Origin of the sequence: Cytobacillus oceanisediminis (assembly GCF_007830235.1) — a bacterium.
In the GTDB taxonomy this organism is placed as follows: Bacteria; Bacillota; Bacilli; order Bacillales; family Cytobacillaceae; genus Cytobacillus; species Cytobacillus oceanisediminis.
The window spans coordinates 97,015-120,175 of record NZ_VLKI01000009.1; the positions used below are offsets into that span (position 1 = coordinate 97,015).

Genomic DNA, 23,161 nt, shown 5'->3' on the forward strand with positions numbered 1-23,161 from the left:
GCAACATTGAAACTCTTTATATAACAGACTTTTCAGCTGCCGTTAGCGAACAGAATGATGGCAGTTTTCATTATATTCTTTATAAAAAGGTGATCGCTTTGAAAATTTCGATATTAGGTATACAGGATGAACGGTTTCATCGGCCGCTGCGATTGATTGGGAATCTTTTTTTCGAGGAGTGCGAAGTGGTATTAGGAGAAGCTCCAGAAGCTGATTTAAAAATTGGTTTTCAACTGGAACAAGGTACCAGCATTAAAGCAAAAGCAGAACTGACTGACAAAGAAGGCCAAAAAAGGTCGGCTGTTTTTGAAAAAGAATTCGTGCCTGCTGAAACCGAGAAGGAGAGATTTAAACAAATTAAAAATGCGGTTTCTCATGTGTATTTGACTGTTTTGCAGGACTGGACAGGCATTACGCAAAAGTGGGGGATTTTAACGGGAGTTCGTCCTACGAAGCTTCTCCATCGCGCAATGCAGAACCAGACACCGCAGCAGGAAGCCCATCAGCAGCTGAAGGAAGAGTATTTGATTACGGATGAAAAAATACAGCTAATGCAGAGTATCGTGGATAGACAGCTGGCTGTTGTTCCGGATTTATATAAGCTGCAAAATGAGGTCAGCATTTATATCGGAATTCCTTTCTGTCCGACAAAGTGTGCTTACTGCACGTTTCCGGCGTATGCAATCAACGGCAGACAGGGATCTGTGAACTCCTTCCTAGGCGGTCTGCATTATGAGATGCGCAAAATTGGCGAGTGGTTGAAAGAAAATAATGTTAAAATTACGGCAGTTTATTACGGCGGCGGGACTCCAACAAGCATTACCGCGGAAGAAATGGATATGCTTTATGAGGAAATGTACACGTCTTTCCCTGATGTAAAGAACATCCGCGAGGTAACAGTGGAAGCCGGCCGTCCCGATACAATTTCACCTGAAAAACTGGAAGTGCTGAAGAAATGGAATATTGACCGCATTAGCATCAATCCGCAGTCGTATATCCAGGAAACGCTGAAGGCGATTGGCCGTCATCATACAGTGGAAGAAACAGTTGATAAATTTCACCTTGCCCGCAATATGGGGATGAACAATATTAACATGGATTTAATTATCGGTCTTCCTGGGGAAGGTGTATCCGAGTTTTCCCATACTCTGAATGAAACGGAGAAACTGATGCCGGAATCTTTAACTGTCCATACATTATCTTTTAAACGTGCATCGGAAATGACGAAAAATAAGCAAAAATATAAGGTTGCCGATCGGGATGAAATCGAAAGAATGATGGAAATGGCGGAAAATTGGACGAAAGAACATAACTATGAACCCTATTACTTGTACCGCCAGAAAAATATTCTCGGCAATCTTGAAAATGTCGGTTATGCACTTCCGAACCAGGAGAGCATCTATAATATTATGATCATGGAAGAACAGCAAACAATCATTGGTCTTGGATGTGGAGCCTCAAGCAAATTCATTGATCCTCAAACAGGAAAAATAACTCATTTTGCCAATCCGAAAGACCCCAAGTCATATAATGACAGCTTCGGGCATTACGCGGACGAGAAATTAAAAATTTTAAACGAACTATTTAATAAAAAACAAGAATCCCTGGCTGAATAGGCAAGGGATTTTTTTGTGTGCCGTTTTTAGAAAGTTTAGATAAAAATTAAAGGATTTTCTCTCAAATAAATAGAATGAAATAGGTATAACCGATCATAAGCTTCTATAAAATGAAAGCGTTTTCAAAAAAGGAGGAATAGCAATGATGATGCAAACACCTTTGACTATGACGCAGATGATTAAGAGGGCAGTACAGTATTTTCCAAAGAAAATGGTCGTATCCAGGACGTCCAGCGGAATTCAAAGATTTACATATAAAGAGATTGCAGAACGAACCCGCAAGCTCGCAGAAAGTCTGCAAAAGCTAGGGGTTGATAGAGGGGATAAGGTTGGAACGCTGGCCTGGAACCATCATCGCCATCTTGAGGCCTATTTTGCGATCCCATGCAGCGGGGCCGTTCTCCATACGATTAATATCCGCCTGTCGCCTCAGCATATTTCCTATATCATTAATCATGCTGAAGATAAGGTACTGCTCATCGATCCGGACATTGTTCCTCTAATCGAAAAGGTAAAGGATGAGTTAAAGACTGTCAAGGCATTTATTATTATGACCGACGACAAAGAATTGCCGGAGACATCGCTCTCGCCTGTTTACCATTATGAAAAATTGGTTGAAGAAGCAAGCGGAGAATATGAATATCCTGATGATTTGGATGAAAATTCAGCTGCAGGGATGTGCTATACCTCTGCTACAACCGGCAATCCAAAGGGGGTCGTATATTCACATCGAGGGATTGTCCTCCACAGCATGGCACTGGGAATGGCCGATAGCGCAGCTGTTAGCGAGAAGGATATAGCACTTCCGGTTGTGCCAATGTTCCATGTAAATGCATGGGGGCTGCCATTTGCTGCTGTTTGGTTCGGCACAACACTTGTACTGCCTGGACCTTATTTTACACCCAAGCTGCTAGCTGAGCTCATACAGTCAGAAAAAGTAACCATTACAGCCGGGGTGCCGACAATCTGGCTTGGCCTTTTAAAAGAATTGGATGAAAACGAGTATGATATGAGTTCGCTCCGTTCGGTGCTTTGCGGCGGATCTGCAGCTCCGAAAGGTATGATTAAAGCGTTTGAGCAAAAGCATAAAATTCCTTTCGTGCATGCCTATGGAATGACTGAAACAAGTCCGCTTGTTGTGATTTCGACTCTAAAAAGCTATCAGGAGGAGCTTTCTCCGGAGGAACAGCTTGATATTAAAGCCAAGCAAGGCATCCTTGTTCCAGGTCTGGAGATGATGGTTGTCGGCAAGGATGGGGAAGCCGCTTGGGATGGAAAGGAAATGGGCGAGCTTGCGATAAGAGGCCCTTGGATTGCATCCGAATATTACAAGGATGAACGGACAAATGAAGCGTTCCGCAATGGCTGGCTGTATACAGGTGATGTCGTGACAATAGATGGAGAAGGGTTTATGAAAATTGTTGACAGAACGAAGGACTTGATCAAGAGTGGAGGAGAATGGATATCCTCTGTAGATATAGAGAATACCTTAATGGCACACGAAGCTGTATTCGAAGCAGCAGTAGTTGCTGTGCCTCATGAGCAATGGCAAGAGCGGCCGGTAGCATGTGTTGTCTTAAAAGAACCTTTTAGAGGCAAGACAACGAAAGAGGAATTATATGATTTCCTTAAACCGCAATTTGCGAAGTGGTGGCTTCCGGATGATATTATGTTCCTTGAGGAGATCCCAAAGACTTCTGTTGGAAAATTTCTAAAGATGGCATTAAGAAATCAAGTTCAAAAAGAATATACAGGAAATACACAGTAATACATTAATAAAGGGCAGCATCCTTATTTTAGGTGCTGCCCTTTAACTATGAAAATAAATGAAAAAATTTAAAATTTTTAGACATAATGCTTTTTAAATATAATAATACTCTTTATAATAAAAGAAGCGAAGAAAAGGAGGGGAAGGATTTTGGCAATAGATTTTGTAACTGATACTGTCAATCTGCAAATCGATGGGCGTGTTGCAACCGTTGAGATGAACAGGCCGGAATCATTAAATGCATTAAATTTTGAAATGCTTAAAGGTTTATTGGCGGTAATGAAGGAAGTAAGCCATTTGAATGAGGTCGACATCGTTGTCTTAAAAGGCAACGGCCGTGCATTTTCCTCAGGAGGAGATATTAAAACAATGCTTTTGGAAGCAAATGAAAGCGATTTCTCTTCGGTTATGGATTGCATTAATGAGCTGGTTGTAACCCTTTACAGCATGCCGAAGCTGACAATCAGTGCAGTTACAGGGGCAGCTGCCGGCCTTGGCTTCAGCCTTGCATTAGCAACAGATTATATTTTGGCAGAGAAATCAAGCAAACTGGCAATGAATTTTATTGGAATAGGATTAATCCCGGATGGAGGCTCTCATTTCTTCCTCCAGCAGCGTATTGGCGAGGATAAAGCCAAGCAATTAATCTGGGAAGGAAAAGTACTTTCTGCGGACGAAGCGATGCAAATAGGTCTTATTCATGAAGTGGCTGAAGACGAATTAAGCACCGCTGTTGAATCGAAGCTAAGCAAATGGCTTAACAGCCCAACAGAAGCCATGATTAAGACGAAGAAAATCCTTGCAGATAAAAACCGTCCTCTTTTATTAAAAGTGCTGGAGCTTGAAAAACTCGGTCAGCATAAGATGAGACAAACCGAGGATCATCAGGAAGGCATCCAGGCCTTTATTGAAAAAAGGAATCCTGTCTTCAAAGGAAAATAAATAGAATTCAAAGAAAAAAGCAAAGAGCCTGGGCTCTTTGCTTTTTTTATCTATGAAACAAAATAAGTTTTCCTGCTGGAGAAGTACAGCGGTGAGTTTTTTCATCCAATCCTTTTTCCTTCAGCATTTTTTCGCCGAGACCCTTTGCTTCATCATCATTAGCTGCCTGGAAGGACTCGTCCAAAATCTTTTCCCCGTCCAGTTCAAATGCAGTAAGTTTGTAAGTGTTCATTCTCATAAACTCCTTTATTATAAAATTCAGATATTTACTATTATTCTTGCATAATTTCTATAAATGTGCAAAAGAAATTTATTAGCACGAGTCTCGTCTCAGCACAAAACCGAACTGAAGGGTCCTAATCGGAGTGGATAGTTCCTGTCCCGGGAGGAAAACCGAGCTGAAGGGCCCTAATCGGGGTGGATAGTGCCCGTCACAGGAGAAAAACCGAGCTGAAGGGCCCTAATCGGGGTGGATAGTGCCCGTCCCGGGAGGAAAACCGAGCTGAAGGACACTAATCAGAGTGAATAGTTCCCGTCACAGGAGGAAAACCGAGCTGAAGGGCCCTAATCGGAGTGAATATTCCCGTCATAGGAGGAAAACCGAGCTGAAGGGCCCTAATCTGAATGAGTAGTTCCCAAGGAAGTAGAAAAAACGAGCTGAAGAGCCTTAAGTCAAAACGAATCGTTCCTATACGGAAGAAAAGCCTAATCCCCGCTAAAGGAATTACCTTTAATATATTTTCATAGAAAATTGAACCTTTTTCGCCTTTTGTCCGTATTAACAATTAGGCAAAGGAGGAGTTAAAAAATGGCATTGCAGCTTGAACATGTTACAAAGCGTTTTGGCCAGTTTACGGCTGTTGATGATTTGTCTCTGTCGATACCCGAAAGTGAGATGTTTGGGTTTCTTGGAGCAAACGGGGCAGGTAAAACGACTACATTTCGGATGATTCTGGGATTGCTGGATCCAAGCGGAGGGAAGATTACCTGGAACGGAAAGCGTATTGATTATTCAACCAGTCCGCTGATCGGGTACCTTCCTGAAGAAAGAGGATTGTATCCTAAGCTTAAGGTAAAGGACCAGATTGTTTATCTTGCGAAGCTTAGAGGGATGGCCAAGCAGGATTCTTTAAAAGAATTGAGCTATTGGCTTGAGCGCTTTAAAGTACCTGAAAATGCGAATAAAAAGGTGGAGGAGCTTTCAAAAGGAAACCAGCAGAAGATCCAATTCATTACGGCTGTCATTCACAAACCGAAGCTGTTGATTCTGGATGAACCATTCAGCGGGCTTGATCCTGTTAATGTGGAGCAGCTGAAGGAAGCTGTTTTGGAACTAAATGACAATGGTACGACGATTGTTTTTTCTTCCCACCGGATGGAACATGTGGAAGAGCTTTGCGAGCATTTATGTATTATGCAGAAAGGCAGGACTGTCGTCCACGGTTCTCTTAAAGAAATTAAACGCTCCTTTGGAAAGAAGAATCTTGTGATCCACGCCGATTATGATTTAAGCTTTTTGGCCAATAGCCCTGGTGTAACTAAGGCCAGACAGACTGCGGAAGGAATACATCTGCAGATTTCAGGAGAGGAAATGGCTGAGGGAATATTTAAGGAGATTGCCGCGAAGGGCTTTGTACGTAAGTTTGTACTTGAGGAACCATCCCTGAATGATATTTTCATAGAAAAGGCAGGTGCTTCCTATGAATAATTTTATGACTATTCTTCTTCATACCTATCTTAGCAAGATGAAAACCAAATCGTTTATTATTACGACAATTATTACTGTATTGATTGTGGTAGGCCTTGCAAATTTATCTGGCATTATTGACTTTTTTAATAAAGATAATACAGAAAAAATAGCGGTAATTGACCAGTCTGGTGTACTATTTACTCCTTTAGAAGAACAAATGAAGGTGATAAATAAAGATATCCATTTAGAAGCCTATAAAGGCACTGAAGAAGGAGGAGAAACAGCTGTCAAAGCCGGTGGATATAAGGGCCTGCTGCTGTTGTCTTTTGACAATGAAAATCTCCCCGAAGCAACCTATAAAGCAAGGAGCATTGCCGATTCTGCCGTTCCTTCCGAATTGCAGAGTGGACTGCAGCAGCTGAAAACCCAGCAGGCGGCTTCACAAATCAATCTCAGTCCTGAGGAGCTGGGGAAATTATATGAGCCGATTAATTTTAACCAAATTGCCCTGGAGGAAAATGCCAAAACTGAGGAAGAGCTGAACCAGGCGAGAGGACTTGTATATGTACTTTTATTTGTCATCTATTTTGCCGTTATCATGTATGCAAATATGATTGCCATGGAAGTAGCGACGGAAAAGTCCTCCCGGGTGATGGAAATTCTAATTTCCAGTGTGTCGCCGATCAAGCAGATGTTTGCCAAAATACTGGGCATCGGGCTGCTCAGCCTAACACAGATGGCATTGATTTTACTGGTAGGCTATTATTCAATCAAACAAAATCTCGATTCAATGGAAGGCGGCTTTTTTGAATTCTTCGGATTTGGGGATATTCCTGCTTCCACAATCGCCTATGCACTTATTTTTTTCCTGCTTGGATATTTTCTTTATGCAACATTGGCAGCTTTTCTTGGTTCGCTTGTCAGCAGGATAGAAGATATTCAGCAGATGATTACACCGATGACAATGATGGTTGTCGCAGGCTTTATGATTGCCATGTTCGGTTTAAACCAGCCGGAAGCGCCCTTCGTGACCATCACATCTTATATTCCATTCTTTACGCCAATGCTTATGTTTATGAGGGTCGGGATGCTGTCACTGCCTGTTTGGGAGCCTATAATTGGAATTCTAATTCTTATGGTGACCATTACGATACTGGCTGTGTTCGGGGCAAGAGTCTATAGGGGCGGCGTGCTGATGTACGGAAAGTCAAACTCTTTTAAAGATATTAAAAAAGCCCTTCAGTTAACCAAAAATGAATAATAATGAGAAAAGCTCCGTTTGAAGCGGAGCTTTTTTCACTCTCAATGATTTTAGGTGAACAATGCTTTTATTCCTTCAAATGCAAAGTAAACGCCAAATCCGATTAGAGATAATCCAGAGAGGATGGAGATGAGGATAATTCCTTTCGATGTCAGGAACTTTCGGAAGCCTGTGGTAAGCCCCGCTACAAATAAATCCCAGAGCATGAGCCCTATAAAAATCATCGTACTGTATAAAAAGAGCTCGGCTTTCCCATACGCTGCCGCTGTTTTTGCCAGAACCGATCCATAAATGCCCAGCCAAAACAGGATTGAAAGTGGACTTGAAACAGACATAATGAAGCCAGAAAAAAAGCATTTGAGCAATGAATCTTTGCTGCGGACGTAATTAATGGAAATTTTATTGGCATTCATAATGCTATCAAAGCCTGTATATAAAAGAATAAATCCTCCAAAAAGCCACAGAAAGATCTGTACGATTGGGGTGTCTAAAAAGTGCACAAGGCCGAGGTATACAATCAGCATATAAAAGGCATCCGCAAACATGGAGCCGACCCCTACAATCCAGGCATGCCAAAACCCGTTTTTAATGCCTTTTTCAAGTCTTACTGCGTTAACCGGCCCGATTGGAGCTGCTAATGACAGTCCAAGAAAAACATAACTTAAATAAATTCCTATTCCCAACAATGACCACTCCGCCCATTTATTTTTCCGCAGGCTGTAACTTCAGCCCTTGGAAAGAGTACTTGTACATTTTTATGCACAAGCCTCCATGCTTAAAACCGGATAGAGTATTTCCTTCAAACTTTTTAGGAAAAGGCTGTGTTAAAGATTAATGTTGATTTTAGCACCCTGTTGACTAGAGCGGAGGGTGCGAGGTCCTCGGAAATGCATTCCCATTTCCTTCATGCGTTGTTTGTTCGAGGCTGCTTATTCAATGTCCTGCGGTAAAAGCGAGTCAGAGGGAGACCCAGCAGGCGCGAATGGGCCGAGGAGTGGCGGACCGCCCGTGGTTCGCTTAGCTCCTGAAGCGGAAATCACCAGGCAAGTTTAACAGAACCTGGGAAAAAGAAGTTTATCAACTATTTTTAATAGGAACGTGCATTCGCTTTTTGGATGAGTTAAAATGAAAGAAAAGGAACGAAAGGAAGTTTATATGAAGAGGGTAACGTTTATTCATGCTGCTGATTTGCATCTGGATAGTCCGATGGCCGGATTGAAGAGTTTGCCTCCTGCTATTTTTAAAAAGCTTCAGGAAAGCACGTTTGCGGCATTTTCCAAAATTGTTGATACAGCTATTATCCATTCAGTGGATTTTGTTATTCTGGCTGGGGATTTGTTTGATGGGGAAGACAGGAGCATCAGGGCGCAGATCCGCTTTCGCAAAGAGATGGAACGGCTGGCGGAAAGAGGAATTCCTGTTTTTGCGGTACATGGAAACCATGATCATATGGAGGGGCAATGGGTCCATATGCCAATGCCCGATAATGTCCATATCTTTTCACATGAAGTTGCAGTGATGAAGCATACAGTTGAAAATGGCACCTCTGTCCATTTATATGGTTTCAGCTATCCGAGGAGACATGTGCTGGAGCGTATGATTGACCGTTACACGAGGAAGGATGGAGCCGACCTGCATATCGGGATCCTTCATGGCCATTTTGAAGGCAGCAGTGAGCATGACAAATATGCTCCATTCCGATTAAAGGATTTGCTTGAAAAAGACTTTGATTATTGGGCTCTCGGCCATATACATAAACGGGAAACATTAAACGAACACCCTCCAGCCATTTATCCCGGCAATATACAGGGACGAAATCGGAAAGAAACTGGTCCGAAAGGATGCTATTTAGTTGAATTGACTGAATCGGGTGCAAAGACAGAGTTCCTGGAAGCGTCAGCTGTAATATGGGAAGAAGCGAAAGTGGATGCTTCAAATGCTGATTCTTTTCATGATCTATTTGGTATGTGTAAAAGCCTTATTGAAGATAAAAGGCAGAACACGAAGGGGACAATAGTTAATCTGACATTAAACAATGTCAGCCTTTCTGGGCACGAAATGAAAAGTATCGCAAATGGTGAGCTGCTTGACGCCTTGCAGGAGGAAGAAATAGAAGAGGAATCATTCGTATGGGTCTCCAATCTTGCTGTAAATGAAAAAAGAATCTGGAGTAAAGAAAAGCTGGCATATGAATCCGATTTTTTCACCGAGCTTTTTAAAACAGCAGAGCAAGTTGCAGATATTAGCGAAAGTACTCTCCCTTTGTATGGGCACCCGCTGGCAAGGAAATATTTGGAAGATCTTCATGAGGAAGAAAAGCGCAGGCTTGCCGGGGAAGCAGAGGCCTTGCTTGTAGACCTTTTATACAAAGAGCACGCTTAAACAGCAGTATATACTGAAGGAGGTGGGGATATGAAAATTACCGATATACATATTTATGGATACGGAAAGTTAACGGATTTCAGTCTATCGGATATTCAATCTTTTCAAGTGATCTATGGTGAAAACGAAGCTGGCAAATCCACCATCATGTCTTTTATTCATAGCATCCTTTTTGGTTTTCCGACTAAGCTGCAGTCAGAGTTAAGGTATGAGCCAAAGGACGGCGCAAAGTATGGCGGGAGGCTTACAGCGTTCTTTCCTGGTGCAGGGAAGGCTGTTATTGAGAGAGTAAAAGGAAAGGCTGCTGGAGACGTTAGCGTTGTGCTTGCGGATGGAACAAGGGGAGGGGAAGAGCTTTTAAGCGAGCTTCTTCACCATGTTGATAAATCCCTTTTTCAATCCATTTTTTCTTTTAATATCCATGGTTTGCAAAATATAAATCAAATGAAGGGTGAAGATTTGGGGCGATATTTATTTTCAGCAGGCTCATTGGGGACTGACCAGCTGGTAACAGCGGAAAACGCGCTTCAAAAAGAATTGGAAAACCGCTTTAAGCCAAACGGAAAAAAGCCGAGTTTGAACGTAAAGTTAAAGCAACTGAAGCAGCTGCATCAGGAACTGAAAAAAGCGGAGCAGCAAAATGAACAGTACTGGACTTTACTTCATGAAAAAGAAACACTTGAAAAGAAAATAACAAGGATGCATGATGACCAGCAGCATATCCAGCAGGAGCTTTTACGCTTAAAGGAATGGCAGGAAATTTTCCCGCTGATTGCAGAGGAAAGAGAGCTAAAAAGGGAAAGGGAACAATTTAAAGACATTTCATTCCCGGCAGATGGACTGGCAATGATTGAAAAACTTGAAAGTTTGATTCATCCGCTCGAGGCGCGTAAAACAAGCCTGGAGGCCAGGATTGGCACCCTTGAAAAAGAGCTGGAGAAGAATAAGCCTGACCATGCTCTGCTGGAGAAAGAGCCGCAAATAAATGCAGCAGTTGAGGGAATCCCATTATTGGAAAAGCTTAGGCAAGAAGAAAGCGAATTATCGTTAAAGCTGGCAAACCTTTCAGAGGAAATTTTAATTCTGCATGAAAAACTTCATCTTCAAACGGATGAAAGACAGCTGGAAGCAATAGACACCAGCGTTTTCATGAAAGAAAAGGTAAACAAAGCTCAAATGCGCCATAGTCGGCTGCTTACAAAAAAGCAGGAGCTGGACGAGCGCTTTAACGAGGAAAAGTCCGCATTGGAGGATATCGAAAGCAAAATGGACGGGCTGAAAGAACAGATCCTAACGGAAGCGGAACGGGCGGCTATTAAGGAGAAGTTGAGCCTTTCTGCAGACAGGCATCTTCTTGAAAAAGAGCTGCAGGATACCAAGGAAAGGCTTCTTTTTCTCCATAAAGCTGAAGAAATAGAGCGGAAAAACAGCTCTGAAAAAAGAAAGCAGGAAAAAGCTCAGCTTTTTATTTTCGGAATTCTTTTTGCCGCTTTGTCTGGGTGGGGATTATGGAGCCAAACATGGGTCCTTGCATTTGCAGGTTTGATAGGAATAGCCTTTTGTGGCTTCATGGTTTACAAAAAGCAGCAGGGGGAGAATGACAACTTCATAAAAGACGAAATAAGAGCTCTAGCCGAAAAGGAAAGTTTACTAATGGATAAATTGAAACAGCCGGATATTCAGCATGCAGCTAAATTGGAGGCACAGCTTAAAAGAGACAGTGAATTGCAAAGCCAGTTTCTCCAATACAAATTTCAGCTTGGTCTGGCCAATGAGAAATATGAAAAAGTCATTGCATCTTTTGAAAAGTGGGAGAAGGAATATGCTGATTTGGACAAAGAAATGATTGGGCTTGGGAATTTGCTGTTCCTTTCTGTTGAAATATCCAAATCCCATTTGCCTGAGGCTTTTGGCCTTATTGAACAGCTTAAGGCGCTCTACAGGGAGAAAAATTATGTAATGGAAAGAAAAGCTGCAGCAGCCAGGGGGGTCAAAGAGAAGCTCATTCATTTTCATAGCCTAAAAGAACTTTTGGAGGAGCAGCAGGGCAGTGTCCAAGAAGTTTCTTACCTCTTAAGAAAGAGGCTAAAGGAAGAAACGGAAAAACATATTAAGCTGGCCGAAAGAAAAACCAAGCTTTATGAGCTAAAGGATGAATACAGCACGGTACTTGCTGAACTCGGCCACTTTAAAAAAGAATACGGGCAGCGGCTTGCACTTGCGGGAACAGAAACTGCTGAAGAGTATCGTGAAAAAGGAATTGCTGCACAAAAATTAGCAAGGCTTGATGAACAAATTAAACAAATAGCTAAACAAATTAATATGCACTCCTTCTCACAGGATGAAATCGACCAATATATGAATGTGGAAAATCCACTATTGGCTATCCGTGCTCTTTCTGAAGAATTAAACAAGCTTCATGACAGCATCCCTACTCTGCAAAGCAGCCTTGCAGAAGTAAAATACGAGATCCAGCTGCTTGAAGAGGGAGGGACTTATGCCGAGCTGCTTCACAAATTTGCTTTATTAAAAGCTGAATTTGAGGAAGAGGCCAGGGAATGGGCCAAATATGCAGCGGCAAAGGATATTTTGGAAAAAACGATTAGCAGCTTTAAAAATGAGCGCTTGCCCAAAATGCTTGATAAGGCAGAAGAATACCTTTCATATTTAACTAATGGCAACTATGTCCGCATTTATCCGAAAGAGGAAGGGAACGGTTTTCTTATTGAAAGCAAGGAAGGACCTACTTTTGAAGCAAAAGAGCTTAGCCAGGCGACAGCGGAGCAAATATATGTTTCTTTGAGGCTCGCGCTGGCAATGACTATTTACGGAAAACATCCATTCCCGATCATTATTGATGACAGCTTTGTTAATTTTGACCATGTACGGACTGGGAAAATAATCAGTTTGTTAAAAAACCTTCCAGACCGGCAAATTTTATTTTTTACCTGCCATAAACATTTGCTTTCGTATTTTCAGCAAGAACAAATAAAGTCGGTTATGAAGGAAAAGCTGCCTGTTCAACTATGACAGGCAGCTTTTATATATGTCAGAGAAGGAAGATAATCTAACAAAAATGTGTTTAGATTTTTAAAAGTATGTCAGTTAACCTTACACATTTCATGATTTTTCTGATTATATCCTTTATGATGATAAAAAGAAATCAGGAAGGAGAAAACAAAGTTGCCATGGCCCATTCAAATATTGATACTTGCTGTTTTTCTTCTTGCAGGGAATTTTGTGGTTGCATTCTTCCATATTCCGCTCCCCGGCAGCATCGTGGGGATGATTATGCTGTTAACCCTTTTGGTAAAAGGTTTGGTTAAATTGGATTGGATAGAGAGAGTAGCTGCATTTCAAATCAAACACTTGACCCTGCTGTTTATCCCCTTTGTCATTGGATTGTTTTTATCTCCCAATTTCATTCCACTTTTGGATTTTCATTTTATTTTGGTACTGATTGTAAGCAGCTTCTGCTGTTTATTGGGAACAGCGTACTCTGTTCAATGGTTTGAAAAAATAAGGAGGAGGAGCCAAAAATGAGTTCGATTTTATTCACCAGTATAGGCTGCATAACGATGACTCTTGGCAGTTATATAGCGAGCCTGCAGATCTTCAGGAAGTTTAAAAAAAGCTGGCTTAATCCCTTGTACACTGGAACAGCCCTTCTGATCATTATTCTCCTTTTATTTAATATCCCTCTTTCTGTCTATCAAAAAGGCAGCAGTTTATTTGAACTGCTTTTGCAGTTTTCCATTGTCTCTTTTGCAGTGCCATTATATAAAGAGTGGCCTTTAATGAAAAAACATTTTAAGAAGATTTTCTCAGGTGTGTTTAGCGGAACTTTTTTAGGTATATTTGCAGTTTATCTGATGTCTCAGGCTTTTCATTTTAGTGAGGAAATCAAGGCGTCTCTCATTCCGCGCTCTGTAACACTGCCTGTTGCTTTAACCGTTTCCGATGGACTGGGAGGAACCACCGCCTTTACTGTTTTCTTTGTTCTTTTTTCGGGCATTTTTTCTGTCATGCTAGGACCCAAGCTTTTGAAATGGCTTGGAATTAAAAGTAAAGCTGCAAAAGGCCTTGCGATGGGTACCTCCGCTCAAATGCTGGGCGCCAATCGGTCGCTCCTGTGGGGAGAGGAAGAAGGGGCAATGGGATGCATTGCGATGACGACATCCGCCCTTTTGTTATCTTTATTGATTCCGGTATTATTGCTTTTGCTGTAGTAAAATATCAAAAAAGGGAGAAGCCCATTCATCCAATACTGAATGGGCTTTTTTTGCGGGATAAAGCAATAAACCAGTCAGTCCGATAGATTGATAAATGATTAGTTTAGTAGGGGAAGGGGTCTGTATGGTATACTAGGTTAATAGAATTGCGTGTTTAAAAAGGTGGACAAAAAAGCCTGACTGGTATTTTTCCCGGACTTTTTAAACAACCTCTTGAAGGGAGCGTCGGTGCACGTATGTCAAAAGGAATTGTTTATTACGAAGTAGGAGAACAAATCGAGCTTTTTTTACTGATTAAAAGTGCAACAAAAGGGATTGCCAGTAATGGAAAGCCATTCTTAACACTTATTTTTCAGGATCAAAGCGGAGAAATTGAAGCGAAGCTTTGGGATGTTTCAGATGATGATGCGAAGAACTACAGCTCTGAAACGATTGTAAAAGTGGCAGGGGACATCCTTAATTATCGTGGCCGCAATCAGCTTAGAATCCGCCAAATTCGGCCGGCGTCCCCGGCAGACCCGGTAAAACTGGCAGATTTCCTCGAAACAGCGCCATTAAGTACAGATGAAATGATGAGTAAAATCACCCAATATATATTCGAAATGAAAAACCCCAATATCCAAAGGATCACTCGCCATTTGTTGAAGAAGCACCAAAAGGATTTCCTTGAGTACCCGGCCGCTACCAAAAATCATCATGAGTTCGTATCTGGACTTGCGTATCATGTTGTATCCATGCTTGATTTGGCCAAAGCGATTGCCGGGCTATATCCAAGCCTGGATAAGGATCTATTATACGCAGGAGTCATATTGCATGACTTAGGGAAGATAACCGAGCTGTCTGGGCCGATATCAACATCCTATACGGTAGAAGGAAATCTGCTGGGCCATATTACCATAATGATTAATGAAATTGGCAAAGCAGCCGAGGAACTGGGCATCAACGGTGAAGAAATCATGATTCTGCAGCATCTGGTTCTCTCCCATCACGGCAAAGCAGAATGGGGCAGTCCCAAGCCGCCTCTTATTAAGGAAGCAGAAATCCTTCATTACATCGATAATATTGATGCAAAAATGAATATGCTGGACAGGGCTCTTGAGAGAGTGAAACCGGGAGAATTTACTGAACGGGTATTTGCTCTGGACAACCGTTCATTCTATAAGCCAACTTTTCATAAGTAAAATTAACCACCTTTCCCCTTTGGGAAGGGTGATTTTTTTGTTTCCCTCAATCATTATTTTATAGGTACAAGCATACATTTCTATAGTAACTGGACAAATATTTTGATAGAAAGAGGGGAAGAATAATGATTCCAATTTGGGTATATTTTGTAGCAGCCGGAATCGTTGTAAGTGCATATATGGCCGTCAAGACAGGCCGGGAAGAAAAACAGGTAGAACACGACAGCATTGAACGTGAAGGCGAGATTTATATGAAACGTCTTGAACGGGAAAAAGAAGTGCGAAAAGCTGGCCAGCAATCTCCAGGGTGAAAGAACACAGCGTCCACTATGATACCTGGAAACTGAAGAATCCATTAATTAAAAACAAAAACGGGTCTCCATTAGGAGTCCCGTTTTTAAGTGAAATTATTTTTCTTCAGTTCCTGTTTCAGCTTCAGCTCCAGGTTCATCAAGGATGCCTTTAAGCTCTTTATCTTTAATGTCTACATCTGCAGACTTTAATTCACGCTCCATTGCCTGCTGGATTTTTTCACCATCAAGCTTGGACACCTTTACTTGGTATTCCATTTCGTCTTTCATTTCTTCAAATGACTTTTTCTCTTTTTTCTCTGTTACTTGGATGATGTGAAAACCGTGTTCAGATTTTACTGGATCACTAATTTCGTTTACATCGAGTGCATAAGCTGCTTCTTCGAATTCAGGGACCATCTTGCCAGGGCCAAACCAGCCTAAATCACCGCCATTAGCTGCAGAGCCTGGGTCTTTTGAATATTCTGTTGCCAAATCTTCAAACTTTCCGCCCTCATCAAGCTTTTTCTTTACTTCCTTGGCAGTCTTTTCATCTTCGACAAGGATATGGCGGGCCTTTACTTCTGGCTTATAATTATCGTAGTACTCTTTTACTTCTTCCTCTGTTGCTTCGATATCTTTAATGGCCGCTTTTTCCTGCATTAAGCCTGTTCTGAATGTTTCCCTTAAATCTTTTTCATCTTTATAGCCATATTGCATTAGCGCCATTTCAAAGTTAGCGCCAAGCTGCTGCTTTAATTCATCTATTTTCTCATTTAATTCTTCATCAGTTACTTCATATTTATCAGAAAGAACTTTTTCATAAATGAGCTCTTGAAGAGCCTGTTCCCCGTATTTGTCCTTCATTGCTTCGTAAAGGTCGTCCTTCGTAATGTTTCCGCTTTTTGTTTCAACGACAACATCACCCGACTCGCCGCCAGCATTGTTGCATGCGCTTAATCCAATTACTCCGGCTGCAATGGAGAGGGATAGCATCCATTTCTTCATGTTGAACACTCCTAAATTTTTTCAATTTAATCACAATCCCTACTATACCATAAATGTAAAAAATATCAAAAGCAAAAGGGAGGTATAAAAGGATTATAGTGGATGTCTATCCAAGGTTAATTTTAAAAAATCTGGGTATTTGCCCATCCCATTCTGTCCTTCTGTACATATGATACATGGAAACCCTCTAATAGAGGTTTCAAGCAGCCTGAAAAAAAGTCGGGTTAGCAGTGATAAAAGCCTATCCGACCACAGAGGCAAATGAATAGGATATGGTAGCAACCTGAAGGGGAGGTGTTATCATGGGTGCTGGATACGGCGGAGGTTTCGCGTTAATCGTTGTATTGTTCATTTTATTAATCATCGTAGGCGCAGCGTGGCTGTAAATTTAAGAGTGGCATAGGGTCTATTTTATTTAATTGGGCCCTGTGCGGAATTTGAAAGGAGGCAATCATATGTCTGGAGGACATGGATGCGGCGGAGGTTTTGCGTTAATTGTCGTGCTGTTCATTTTGTTAATCATCATTGGAGCATCTTGGCTGTACTAAGCTTTTGATGCTTAATAATAAATGTATATATTAAAAAGCGGCGGAAAAAATTTCCGCCGCTTTAGCTATGCATACAAGATTTCTACAAAGGAAGATATAAGCAGTATGGTAATAAGAATGTTGATCGTTCTAAAAACTTTAGGCTGCCGTTCCTCAGGAATCTCTTTTTGGAGACAAAGCGAATTTGTCATCTTGTTAATATAAAATAAAATGAAAACGGCAAAAATAATAAAAATGGAGATCATCCAAGATTCCCTCCTTGGGCAGTCATTTTGTGGCTTTGCATGGTTTTGTCTGTTATTTACAATAACAAAATTCACAAAAAAAAGATAGTATAAAAGATTGCCTATGAAGAAAGGCAATGGTATGTAAAAGGTATCCTTTTTCAGGATACCCATTGTCAAACGATAAAATTATTGATGTGTATGCAGTAAAATCTCAAATCCGTCTTCATTTTCTTCAATATATGAATGATTTGGGGCAGTAAGCACATTTTTGGCACAAACCATATCGGAAAAGGAAATTCCTGCATGGAATGCAAATAAAATCACTAAATAATGAACATAATGCGGAAAAATAAAGCAAGCCGCTAAAAGTAAGCTGTTTATAACGATTGTCGGCGCCATAATGGCAGTCAGGAAAAGCCATTTTGTAATAGGCTCAGTAATCCTTATATATATAACTGGCAAAATTCCATATTTAAATGATACGCGTTTTTTAACAATTTTTCCTAGATGGGCAATCGGCAAATAGTGAAGCAGTTTATGCAAAGGATACATAAACCATAACCCTGCCGCAAAGAAAATAAAGTAATTATCGTAAAAGGTTTCTGGCACAAATAAGTATGTTGCAGGAACATAAGTAAATATAAATGTAGCCAGCATGGTTAAGGAAGACAATATAAAAAGCCTTTGCGATCCATATTGCTTCGTGAAGTTTATCGTCTTCCAGCAATTCATCATATCAATACCTCCAAAAGGAGAAATTAGTATTCTTCCAAACTCACTAAGATACTTTACGATGAATATAGAAAAAAATCAATAGGGAAATTTAAAGGATTTTGTCGAAAAAAATCTTTTTTAAAAAAGGGAATCGGATTATTTAAAAGAGGGAAAATATGAGGTTGTTATGTGAAGAAGTGAGCAAATAGAATCAAGACGGAAAGCGAATGTGATGCATCCGCTTTGTAAGGGTTTACATACTATTTTAGAAGGATAAGAACTTTTCTATTTCTATACAAGTTCCTTTTCAGCTGTTTCTTTTTTCTTTAATTTTCCTTCATCTTCCTCGAATTGATTTTCAAGATTAGCGAAGGACTTTTCAAAGATTTCCATAAAGTCATCACCGTAAATATTGCGGACGATAGCCATGATTTCAATGATATCAGGGAACTTTCCGTACAGTTCCCTCAATGGCATAGCACCGGAGAATACGGCATTTTTCTCAGGTGAATAGGTTTCCATAAGGCTTAATAAAACCTTTTCTCCCTCTTCAGTCAATTTGATATAAGTATTTCTTTTATCGCTCTCTTTCTTTGAAAACTTGAGAAAACCGCGTTCTTCGAGTTTTTTGGAGAAATTGAATGCAGTTGAAACATGCATAACACCAAATTTTGCCACATCGGAGATAGAAGCCCCGTTCAAATGATAGGCAATCCATAAAATATGATGTTCGTTAATATTCAAGTCGTAAGGCTTAATCCACTGCTGCCAATCTTTCTCAATCGACTTCCAAAGGGCTTTGCTCAGTTGTGCAATTCTTTGGCTGAAAATCATTGCTTCCTTCATAGAAATTGGTTTATCCGTCATTCAATAATTCACCTACTTTATAAAATTAATAAGAAAGCTTTCTTTTCTGGACAGAAGCCCAGCTGTGCTTTTGCTTTTCTTATTATCATTATGCCAATAAAACAAAAATTAATAAAGATATAAATTTACAAAATTTTTAGAAATATCTTTCCGCATTTCTGTAAAAGGCTCTACGACAGGGATTATAGCAACTTTTTATTTTAAATAAAAAAATGAAGCATTTTTATAATATATTGGTTTTCGGCTAAAAATTAAAAAATCCTTCTTTCTAACCAAATAAAAAGAAGGACTTTTTGGATAATTATTTATTTGAATTTAAGTTTGTTTCAAGCTCGCGGATCGCTGCTTCAATTTCCTGCAATTCGCGCTGCAGCTCGTGCTGATGGGGGAGAATCTCATTCTTCCAATTATTAATGGAATGTTTGATGTCTTTCGAGAACTCTTTAAATGCAGATTTTCCTTCTTTGGATGCAATAGAAGCTGAATTTTTTATATCCATTATTTCAGCCTTTAGCTCTGATAATTGGGTTTTTAAAGTGTGTTTGCTGTCTTTTAAATATTGCCTTGCATCTCTTCCTGAAGCGGGTGCTGTTAAAAGAGTGGAAATGCCGGCAGCAGCACCGCCAACTAAGAATCCAAGCAATAAAGATTTGGCTTTCATGTACTTCACCTCAAAATCTTGATTATATGTCTATTTTACTACATTATTCCTTTTTCTAAAGCAAAAAAATAGGCTCTTTTAACTTTGCCTGTTGATTTCCCTCCAAGCGTTCAGCGAACAGCGGGCGGTCCGACACTCCTCAAGCATTAAGCCTGCGGGGTCCCCCTTTGAGCCGCACTCACACAGGACACTGAATAAGCCCCCTCGAATAAACACCACACGAAGGAAATTAGAATGCATTTTTGAGGATCTCGCGCCTTCCGCTCCAATCAATAAAGTGCAAAAATCAACATTGAGCTTTAACACAGCCAAAAATTAAAGGAGCATTCTTCTATCTATATCACAAAAGGAGGGAGGGTAAACCATATCCTCTCATAGCTGGCCAGAAACAGGCATACAATTCACTAAGGGTACTTACAGCCTGGTGTTTGAAGGGAGGAGATCGGTTGTCGGGAGCGGCGGCTGGCTTATTTGCATTAAGTATGGTGTTGTTTTTGGGGGGAATTCATTTTTTGCTTTCAATAAAAAAACCGGGAGTCTATCCTCCGAGATATGTTCTTAAAAAAAGAGCCGCTGCTTTAGCGGCGGTGGGAGCACTCTTATTCTTGCTTGGCCTGATTGTGGGGAGTTTTCAATAAGTAAAAATATAGAAAAGCCCGCAGTCTGCGGGCTTTTTGTTTCATATTATTGACTGATGGGTTGCTGCGTCAGCTTTGTTCTGTTTGCAATTGATTGTGCAACCGGGTAAAGGATTACCATAGCCACTGTGTTAACGGCAGCTGCCGGCAATACAACTGCTGCGAACAATGCTGCGAATGGCCCGGGAAGTCCGACGATCAGGAATGCCGAAGTTAAAAATACGACCCCTGAAACAATTGTTCCGACCGCTGTTAGCACAGCTGCACTGACAATGGACTTACGGAATTTGTTTAATGCTAAAAACAAGGCGAAAAATGTGAAAGCTGTAACTGGCTTATCAATAATATTAGGTAATAACCCGCCGGGGAAGGTTGTAGTTAGGCCGGAAATTAAACCTGTTACCAATCCTAAAAGCAAAACACTTTTTCTGTCAGGAAAAAGGATAATTCCCAAAAACATCATTGTAAGCATCATATCTGGTTTCATTCCAAGGAAAAATCCAGGAACTACAGCATGCAGTACTGCTCCCATCCCAACTAAAAGGGAAAGGGCCACCAAATTTTTTGTATTCATTTCTCATCTCTCCTCTGCTAATCTCAAGCTCTTAAAATTGTTCCTCCTGCAGTGCACTCGTTGCCTGCAGCGAAAAACTTTAACTCATTATAACATATATCATTTGAATTAAAAGGGTGTTAATATCTTTTAATTTTTGTTTTTGAAAGCTTTCATAAATTCAGCAAGTTTTTGGACATGTTCAGCCGGTACAGCATTATAAATGGAAGCACGGCAGCCTCCAATAGAACGGTGTCCGCCCAGTCCAACAAAGCCAGCTTCTTTTGCTTGATGCAAAAAGTCCTTTGAGGCTTCTTCGTTGTGCAGGTTAAAAGTGACATTCATACGGGATCTGCTATCTTTAAGAGCATGCCCTAGGTAAAAGCCGTCACTTTCATCTATTACATCATAGAGGATTTTTGCTTTCTCTTCATTCATTTTCTCGATCTGCTCAAGGCCGCCTTCCTTATCCGCCCATTCCAGCACTAAGGTCAGCAAATAGATTGCCAGGGTAGGAGGTGTGTTATATAGGGAGTTATTCTTGGCATAAGTATTATAATTCAGCATGGATGGCAATTCATCAGATGATTTTTCCAAAAGTTCTTTGCGGATAATTACCACTGTAACACCTGAAGGTCCAAGATTTTTCTGGGCTCCAGCATAAATTAAATCAAAATTGCTCATATCTAATGGCCTGCTTAAAATATCACTGGACATGTCTGCAATTAATGGCGTTTTCTCATTTGAAGGAAAGGAATGCCATTGCGTTCCATAAATGGTATTGTTGCTTGTAATGTGAAGGTAAGCAGCATTATCCAGATCACCATCTTCGTTATATTCCGGAATAAAGCGGTATTTCTGATCCTTGCTTGATGCTGCAATAAAGGTTTTGCCGATTTTGTTTGCTTCTTTTAAAGCCTTTTCCGACCACGAGCCGCTTAAAACATATTGGGCTGTTTGGCCTTTACTAAGCAAGTTCATGGGAACCATTGAAAATTGGAGGCTTGCTCCGCCCTGGATAAAAAGCACTTCGTAGTCATCGGGGATAGATAATAATTTCTTTAGCAATGAGATTGATTTATCATGGACAGCTTGATATTCCTTGCTTCTATGGCTAAGTTCCATAACTGCCATGCCTGTACCATTGAAATCCAGCCAATTTTTTTCTGCTTCCTTTAAAACCGCTTCTGGCAATGCTGCAGGACCTGCATTAAAATTTAGTGCACGGTTCATTTTTCTCCCTCCAAATTAAATGAAAATATTATTGTTTTACTATAACGCTGTGAAGAAATAAAGATAGTTTATATGTTATCAAAATTTATTGTTTTGTACAGAGAAAATAATGAACATTTAGAAAATTATTTGGAAGGGCAGGCATATTATCTAAGGGGAGTAAGGTAGCTAAAAACGAAATGCTTTCCTGTGGGGAACAGGAAAGCCAGAGTACTAAAGATGCTTTCTTATGGCTTCTGAGATTTCTTGAAGGTCTGATGCCGTATATTCTGATTGATGTGACTTCCAGACAACTCCCAACCCATCACTTTTGCCATAGCGAGGGATAAGATGCGAATGAAAATGGAATACAGTTTGCCCTGCAAGTTCACCGTTGTTATTAATCAAATTTAAACCCACCGGATCGAACTCGGCTTTAATGGCTTTTGCAATTTCCGGAACTGCTTCGAAATAATTTCGAGCTGTTTCCGGATCCATTTCATATAAATTTTCTCTATGTACTTTAGGGATTACAAGCGTATGTCCCTTTGTGACCTGGCTAATATCCAGGAACGCCATCACATGTTCGTTTTCATAAACTTTGGCTGCAGGGATTTCACCTTCGATAATTTTGCAGAAAATACAATCGTTCATTTAAACATCTCCAATCTTCGTTTTAGCTATTTTACACGATTTTACCATATTCATCAAAAAACGATAAAGTGAAACTTCCATCGGTGGAGTTGTTCCTAACTGATGGTTAATTGAGGCCCGCAGGATAGGGAAGGCTTCAAGGCTTTTTCCTTGCACGACCGAAAGCACCGGCTTTTGGGAGGACACGGGTCACTCAGACGCTTCCACGGGATGGCGATTTAGTTTTAAGGGCTTTTTCGGGCGGTTGAACCCTGCTATGCTTTTTCGTACCTTGATATTTTTGAAAAGGGGTCTTGCAGCCCGTTAATGCGGGATAAATAATAAAGGCAGGATCCGCTGGGAATCCTGCCTTCGTGAAGGGGAAGCTTCTATTTGGACGTTTCTACTTCAGGAAATTCTCTTTGACAAACACCTCATTTTTAATGAATTGTGTTTATTTCTAGAGAAAATCGATCTTTGTTCAATCGGACCATCCCCTTATTTCTTTATATGTTTCTCAACGTATAAAGCCTGGATGATAGTCTTTAACAAACACCTCATTTAAAAATGACTTAGTGACCACTTACGGGTAAAGCGATCAAGTGTTTAAGATCAGTAGGTTTTCACACTGTTGTGCAATGCAACCATCCCCTTGTTAGGAACGTTTGAAGCTTATACTGAAAGGAAACTGTCTGCGACAGACACCTCATTTCAAGTTTTGATCATTCGATGGAATCA

24 protein-coding genes are annotated in these 23,161 nt (G+C 40.6%); 14 read left to right on the forward strand and 10 right to left on the reverse strand.

Going from position 1 to position 23,161, the window contains the following annotated elements; translation table 11 throughout:
- Nucleotides 1-98 precede the first annotated feature (98 nt).
- The 3 genes from IQ19_RS15845 to IQ19_RS15855 all read left to right on the forward strand — a co-directional run bounded on the left by IQ19_RS15845 (nt 99) and on the right by IQ19_RS15855 (nt 4,326).
- Complete coding sequence (locus IQ19_RS15845) at nt 99-1,616, forward strand: coproporphyrinogen III oxidase (RefSeq protein ID WP_144543349.1); 1,518 nt, start codon at nt 99-101, stop codon at nt 1,614-1,616.
- A 142-nt stretch (nt 1,617-1,758) separates the two neighbouring features.
- Nucleotides 1,759-3,384 carry a long-chain fatty acid--CoA ligase gene (locus tag IQ19_RS15850; RefSeq protein WP_144543350.1) on the forward strand — a complete coding sequence of 542 codons (1,626 nt, stop codon included), beginning with the start codon at nt 1,759-1,761 and terminating at the stop codon, nt 3,382-3,384.
- A gap of 150 nt (nt 3,385-3,534) precedes the next feature.
- Nucleotides 3,535-4,326 carry an enoyl-CoA hydratase gene (locus tag IQ19_RS15855; protein ID WP_144543351.1) on the forward strand — a complete coding sequence of 264 codons (792 nt, stop codon included), beginning with the start codon at nt 3,535-3,537 and terminating at the stop codon, nt 4,324-4,326.
- 46 nt (nt 4,327-4,372) lie between these two features.
- Here the strand turns inward: IQ19_RS15855 and IQ19_RS15860 are convergent, their stop codons facing one another.
- Nucleotides 4,373-4,558 carry a YhzD family protein gene (locus IQ19_RS15860; protein ID WP_144543352.1) on the reverse strand — a complete coding sequence of 62 codons (186 nt, stop codon included), beginning with the start codon at nt 4,556-4,558 and terminating at the stop codon, nt 4,373-4,375.
- Nucleotides 4,559-5,134: 576 nt separating this feature from the next.
- Here IQ19_RS15860 and IQ19_RS15865 point away from each other — a divergent pair.
- Both IQ19_RS15865 and IQ19_RS15870 read left to right on the forward strand, forming a co-directional pair.
- Nucleotides 5,135-6,034: an ABC transporter ATP-binding protein gene (locus IQ19_RS15865; RefSeq protein ID WP_144543353.1), complete on the forward strand. Its 900-nt coding sequence runs from the start codon at nt 5,135-5,137 to the stop codon at nt 6,032-6,034.
- Nucleotides 6,027-7,277 (forward strand): ABC transporter permease, encoded by a 1,251-nt coding sequence (locus IQ19_RS15870; RefSeq protein ID WP_144543354.1) that lies wholly within the window; start codon nt 6,027-6,029, stop codon nt 7,275-7,277. The genes IQ19_RS15865 and IQ19_RS15870 overlap by 8 nt, the downstream gene beginning before the upstream one ends.
- Nucleotides 7,278-7,327: 50 nt before the next feature.
- Here the strand turns inward: IQ19_RS15870 and IQ19_RS15875 are convergent, their stop codons facing one another.
- Nucleotides 7,328-7,960, reverse strand: a complete 633-nt coding sequence (locus IQ19_RS15875) for a LysE family translocator (protein WP_144543435.1) — start codon at nt 7,958-7,960, stop codon at nt 7,328-7,330.
- A gap of 442 nt (nt 7,961-8,402) precedes the next feature.
- Here IQ19_RS15875 and IQ19_RS15880 point away from each other — a divergent pair, with 442 nt between their 5' ends.
- From IQ19_RS15880 to IQ19_RS15905, 6 genes are all read left to right on the forward strand, one after another.
- Complete coding sequence (locus tag IQ19_RS15880) at nt 8,403-9,659, forward strand: metallophosphoesterase family protein (protein WP_415802238.1); 1,257 nt, start codon at nt 8,403-8,405, stop codon at nt 9,657-9,659.
- Between the two features lie 30 nt (nt 9,660-9,689).
- The gene (locus IQ19_RS15885; protein ID WP_144543355.1) at nt 9,690-12,689 is read left to right on the forward strand and encodes an ATP-binding protein; all 3,000 of its coding nucleotides are present in this window, start codon (nt 9,690-9,692) and stop codon (nt 12,687-12,689) included.
- Between the two features lie 153 nt (nt 12,690-12,842).
- Complete coding sequence (locus tag IQ19_RS15890) at nt 12,843-13,202, forward strand: CidA/LrgA family protein (RefSeq protein WP_144543356.1); 360 nt, start codon at nt 12,843-12,845, stop codon at nt 13,200-13,202.
- Nucleotides 13,199-13,888, forward strand: a complete 690-nt coding sequence (locus IQ19_RS15895; RefSeq protein ID WP_144543357.1) for an LrgB family protein — start codon at nt 13,199-13,201, stop codon at nt 13,886-13,888. Before IQ19_RS15890 ends, IQ19_RS15895 begins: the two co-directional genes overlap by 4 nt.
- Before the next feature lie 239 nt (nt 13,889-14,127).
- On the forward strand, nt 14,128-15,072 hold the full coding sequence (yhaM, locus tag IQ19_RS15900; protein WP_144543358.1) for a 3'-5' exoribonuclease YhaM: 945 nt from the start codon (nt 14,128-14,130) through the stop codon (nt 15,070-15,072).
- Between the two features lie 125 nt (nt 15,073-15,197).
- Nucleotides 15,198-15,383 (forward strand): sporulation YhaL family protein, encoded by a 186-nt coding sequence (locus tag IQ19_RS15905; RefSeq protein ID WP_144543359.1) that lies wholly within the window; start codon nt 15,198-15,200, stop codon nt 15,381-15,383.
- 96 nt (nt 15,384-15,479) lie between these two features.
- Here the strand turns inward: IQ19_RS15905 and IQ19_RS15910 are convergent, their stop codons facing one another.
- Nucleotides 15,480-16,370, reverse strand: a complete 891-nt coding sequence (locus IQ19_RS15910; RefSeq protein ID WP_144543360.1) for a peptidylprolyl isomerase — start codon at nt 16,368-16,370, stop codon at nt 15,480-15,482.
- A gap of 302 nt (nt 16,371-16,672) precedes the next feature.
- Here IQ19_RS15910 and IQ19_RS15915 point away from each other — a divergent pair, with 302 nt between their 5' ends.
- Nucleotides 16,673-16,756, forward strand: a complete 84-nt coding sequence (locus IQ19_RS15915) for a YjcZ family sporulation protein (protein WP_064503397.1) — start codon at nt 16,673-16,675, stop codon at nt 16,754-16,756.
- Nucleotides 16,757-16,825: 69 nt separating this feature from the next.
- Nucleotides 16,826-16,918 (forward strand): YjcZ family sporulation protein, encoded by a 93-nt coding sequence (locus IQ19_RS15920; protein WP_144543361.1) that lies wholly within the window; start codon nt 16,826-16,828, stop codon nt 16,916-16,918.
- 65 nt (nt 16,919-16,983) lie between these two features.
- On the opposite strand, the gene IQ19_RS15925 is transcribed toward IQ19_RS15920, so the two are convergent.
- The 4 genes from IQ19_RS15925 to IQ19_RS15940 form a co-directional block, all read right to left on the reverse strand.
- The gene (locus IQ19_RS15925) at nt 16,984-17,163 is read right to left on the reverse strand and encodes a hypothetical protein (RefSeq protein ID WP_009331432.1); all 180 of its coding nucleotides are present in this window, start codon (nt 17,161-17,163) and stop codon (nt 16,984-16,986) included.
- Between the two features lie 168 nt (nt 17,164-17,331).
- Nucleotides 17,332-17,880, reverse strand: a complete 549-nt coding sequence (locus IQ19_RS15930; RefSeq protein WP_144543362.1) for a DUF3267 domain-containing protein — start codon at nt 17,878-17,880, stop codon at nt 17,332-17,334.
- 270 nt (nt 17,881-18,150) lie between these two features.
- Nucleotides 18,151-18,726 carry an HTH-type transcriptional regulator Hpr gene (locus tag IQ19_RS15935; RefSeq protein WP_144543363.1) on the reverse strand — a complete coding sequence of 192 codons (576 nt, stop codon included), beginning with the start codon at nt 18,724-18,726 and terminating at the stop codon, nt 18,151-18,153.
- Nucleotides 18,727-19,027: 301 nt separating this feature from the next.
- Nucleotides 19,028-19,387, reverse strand: coding sequence for a YtxH domain-containing protein (locus IQ19_RS15940; RefSeq protein WP_144543364.1), 360 nt, complete (start codon nt 19,385-19,387; stop codon nt 19,028-19,030).
- 446 nt (nt 19,388-19,833) lie between these two features.
- Here IQ19_RS15940 and yhzF point away from each other — a divergent pair, with 446 nt between their 5' ends.
- Nucleotides 19,834-20,025, forward strand: a complete 192-nt coding sequence (yhzF, locus tag IQ19_RS29435) for a membrane protein YhzF (RefSeq protein ID WP_144543437.1) — start codon at nt 19,834-19,836, stop codon at nt 20,023-20,025.
- Nucleotides 20,026-20,071: 46 nt separating this feature from the next.
- On the opposite strand, the gene IQ19_RS15950 is transcribed toward yhzF, so the two are convergent.
- The 3 genes from IQ19_RS15950 to IQ19_RS15960 form a co-directional block, all read right to left on the reverse strand.
- The gene (locus IQ19_RS15950; RefSeq protein WP_144543365.1) at nt 20,072-20,599 is read right to left on the reverse strand and encodes a tryptophan transporter; all 528 of its coding nucleotides are present in this window, start codon (nt 20,597-20,599) and stop codon (nt 20,072-20,074) included.
- Nucleotides 20,600-20,728: 129 nt separating this feature from the next.
- The gene (gene serC, locus IQ19_RS15955; RefSeq protein WP_144543366.1) at nt 20,729-21,811 is read right to left on the reverse strand and encodes a 3-phosphoserine/phosphohydroxythreonine transaminase; all 1,083 of its coding nucleotides are present in this window, start codon (nt 21,809-21,811) and stop codon (nt 20,729-20,731) included.
- Between the two features lie 213 nt (nt 21,812-22,024).
- Nucleotides 22,025-22,444 (reverse strand): HIT family protein, encoded by a 420-nt coding sequence (locus IQ19_RS15960; RefSeq protein ID WP_144543367.1) that lies wholly within the window; start codon nt 22,442-22,444, stop codon nt 22,025-22,027.
- Nucleotides 22,445-23,161 lie beyond the last annotated feature (717 nt).

Coding starts and splice junctions, on each gene's coding strand:
- IQ19_RS15950 (WP_144543365.1), bottom strand. CDS start 20,599: ATGAATACAAAAAATTTGGTGGCCCTTTCCCTTTTAGTTGGGATGGGA.
- IQ19_RS15860 (WP_144543352.1), bottom strand. CDS start 4,558: ATGAACACTTACAAACTTACTGCATTTGAACTGGACGGGGAAAAGATT.
- IQ19_RS15935 (WP_144543363.1), bottom strand. CDS start 18,726: ATGACGGATAAACCAATTTCTATGAAGGAAGCAATGATTTTCAGCCAA.
- IQ19_RS15920 (WP_144543361.1), top strand. CDS start 16,826: ATGTCTGGAGGACATGGATGCGGCGGAGGTTTTGCGTTAATTGTCGTG.
- IQ19_RS15915 (WP_064503397.1), top strand. CDS start 16,673: ATGGGTGCTGGATACGGCGGAGGTTTCGCGTTAATCGTTGTATTGTTC.
- serC (WP_144543366.1), bottom strand. CDS start 21,811: ATGAACCGTGCACTAAATTTTAATGCAGGTCCTGCAGCATTGCCAGAA.
- IQ19_RS15960 (WP_144543367.1), bottom strand. CDS start 22,444: ATGAACGATTGTATTTTCTGCAAAATTATCGAAGGTGAAATCCCTGCA.
- IQ19_RS15880 (WP_415802238.1), top strand. CDS start 8,403: ATGAAAGAAAAGGAACGAAAGGAAGTTTATATGAAGAGGGTAACGTTT.
- IQ19_RS15885 (WP_144543355.1), top strand. CDS start 9,690: ATGAAAATTACCGATATACATATTTATGGATACGGAAAGTTAACGGAT.
- IQ19_RS15870 (WP_144543354.1), top strand. CDS start 6,027: ATGAATAATTTTATGACTATTCTTCTTCATACCTATCTTAGCAAGATG.
- IQ19_RS15925 (WP_009331432.1), bottom strand. CDS start 17,163: ATGATCTCCATTTTTATTATTTTTGCCGTTTTCATTTTATTTTATATT.
- IQ19_RS15910 (WP_144543360.1), bottom strand. CDS start 16,370: ATGAAGAAATGGATGCTATCCCTCTCCATTGCAGCCGGAGTAATTGGA.
- IQ19_RS15930 (WP_144543362.1), bottom strand. CDS start 17,880: ATGATGAATTGCTGGAAGACGATAAACTTCACGAAGCAATATGGATCG.
- IQ19_RS15905 (WP_144543359.1), top strand. CDS start 15,198: ATGATTCCAATTTGGGTATATTTTGTAGCAGCCGGAATCGTTGTAAGT.
- yhaM (WP_144543358.1), top strand. CDS start 14,128: ATGTCAAAAGGAATTGTTTATTACGAAGTAGGAGAACAAATCGAGCTT.
- IQ19_RS15940 (WP_144543364.1), bottom strand. CDS start 19,387: ATGAAAGCCAAATCTTTATTGCTTGGATTCTTAGTTGGCGGTGCTGCT.
- IQ19_RS15895 (WP_144543357.1), top strand. CDS start 13,199: ATGAGTTCGATTTTATTCACCAGTATAGGCTGCATAACGATGACTCTT.
- IQ19_RS15865 (WP_144543353.1), top strand. CDS start 5,135: ATGGCATTGCAGCTTGAACATGTTACAAAGCGTTTTGGCCAGTTTACG.
- IQ19_RS15850 (WP_144543350.1), top strand. CDS start 1,759: ATGATGATGCAAACACCTTTGACTATGACGCAGATGATTAAGAGGGCA.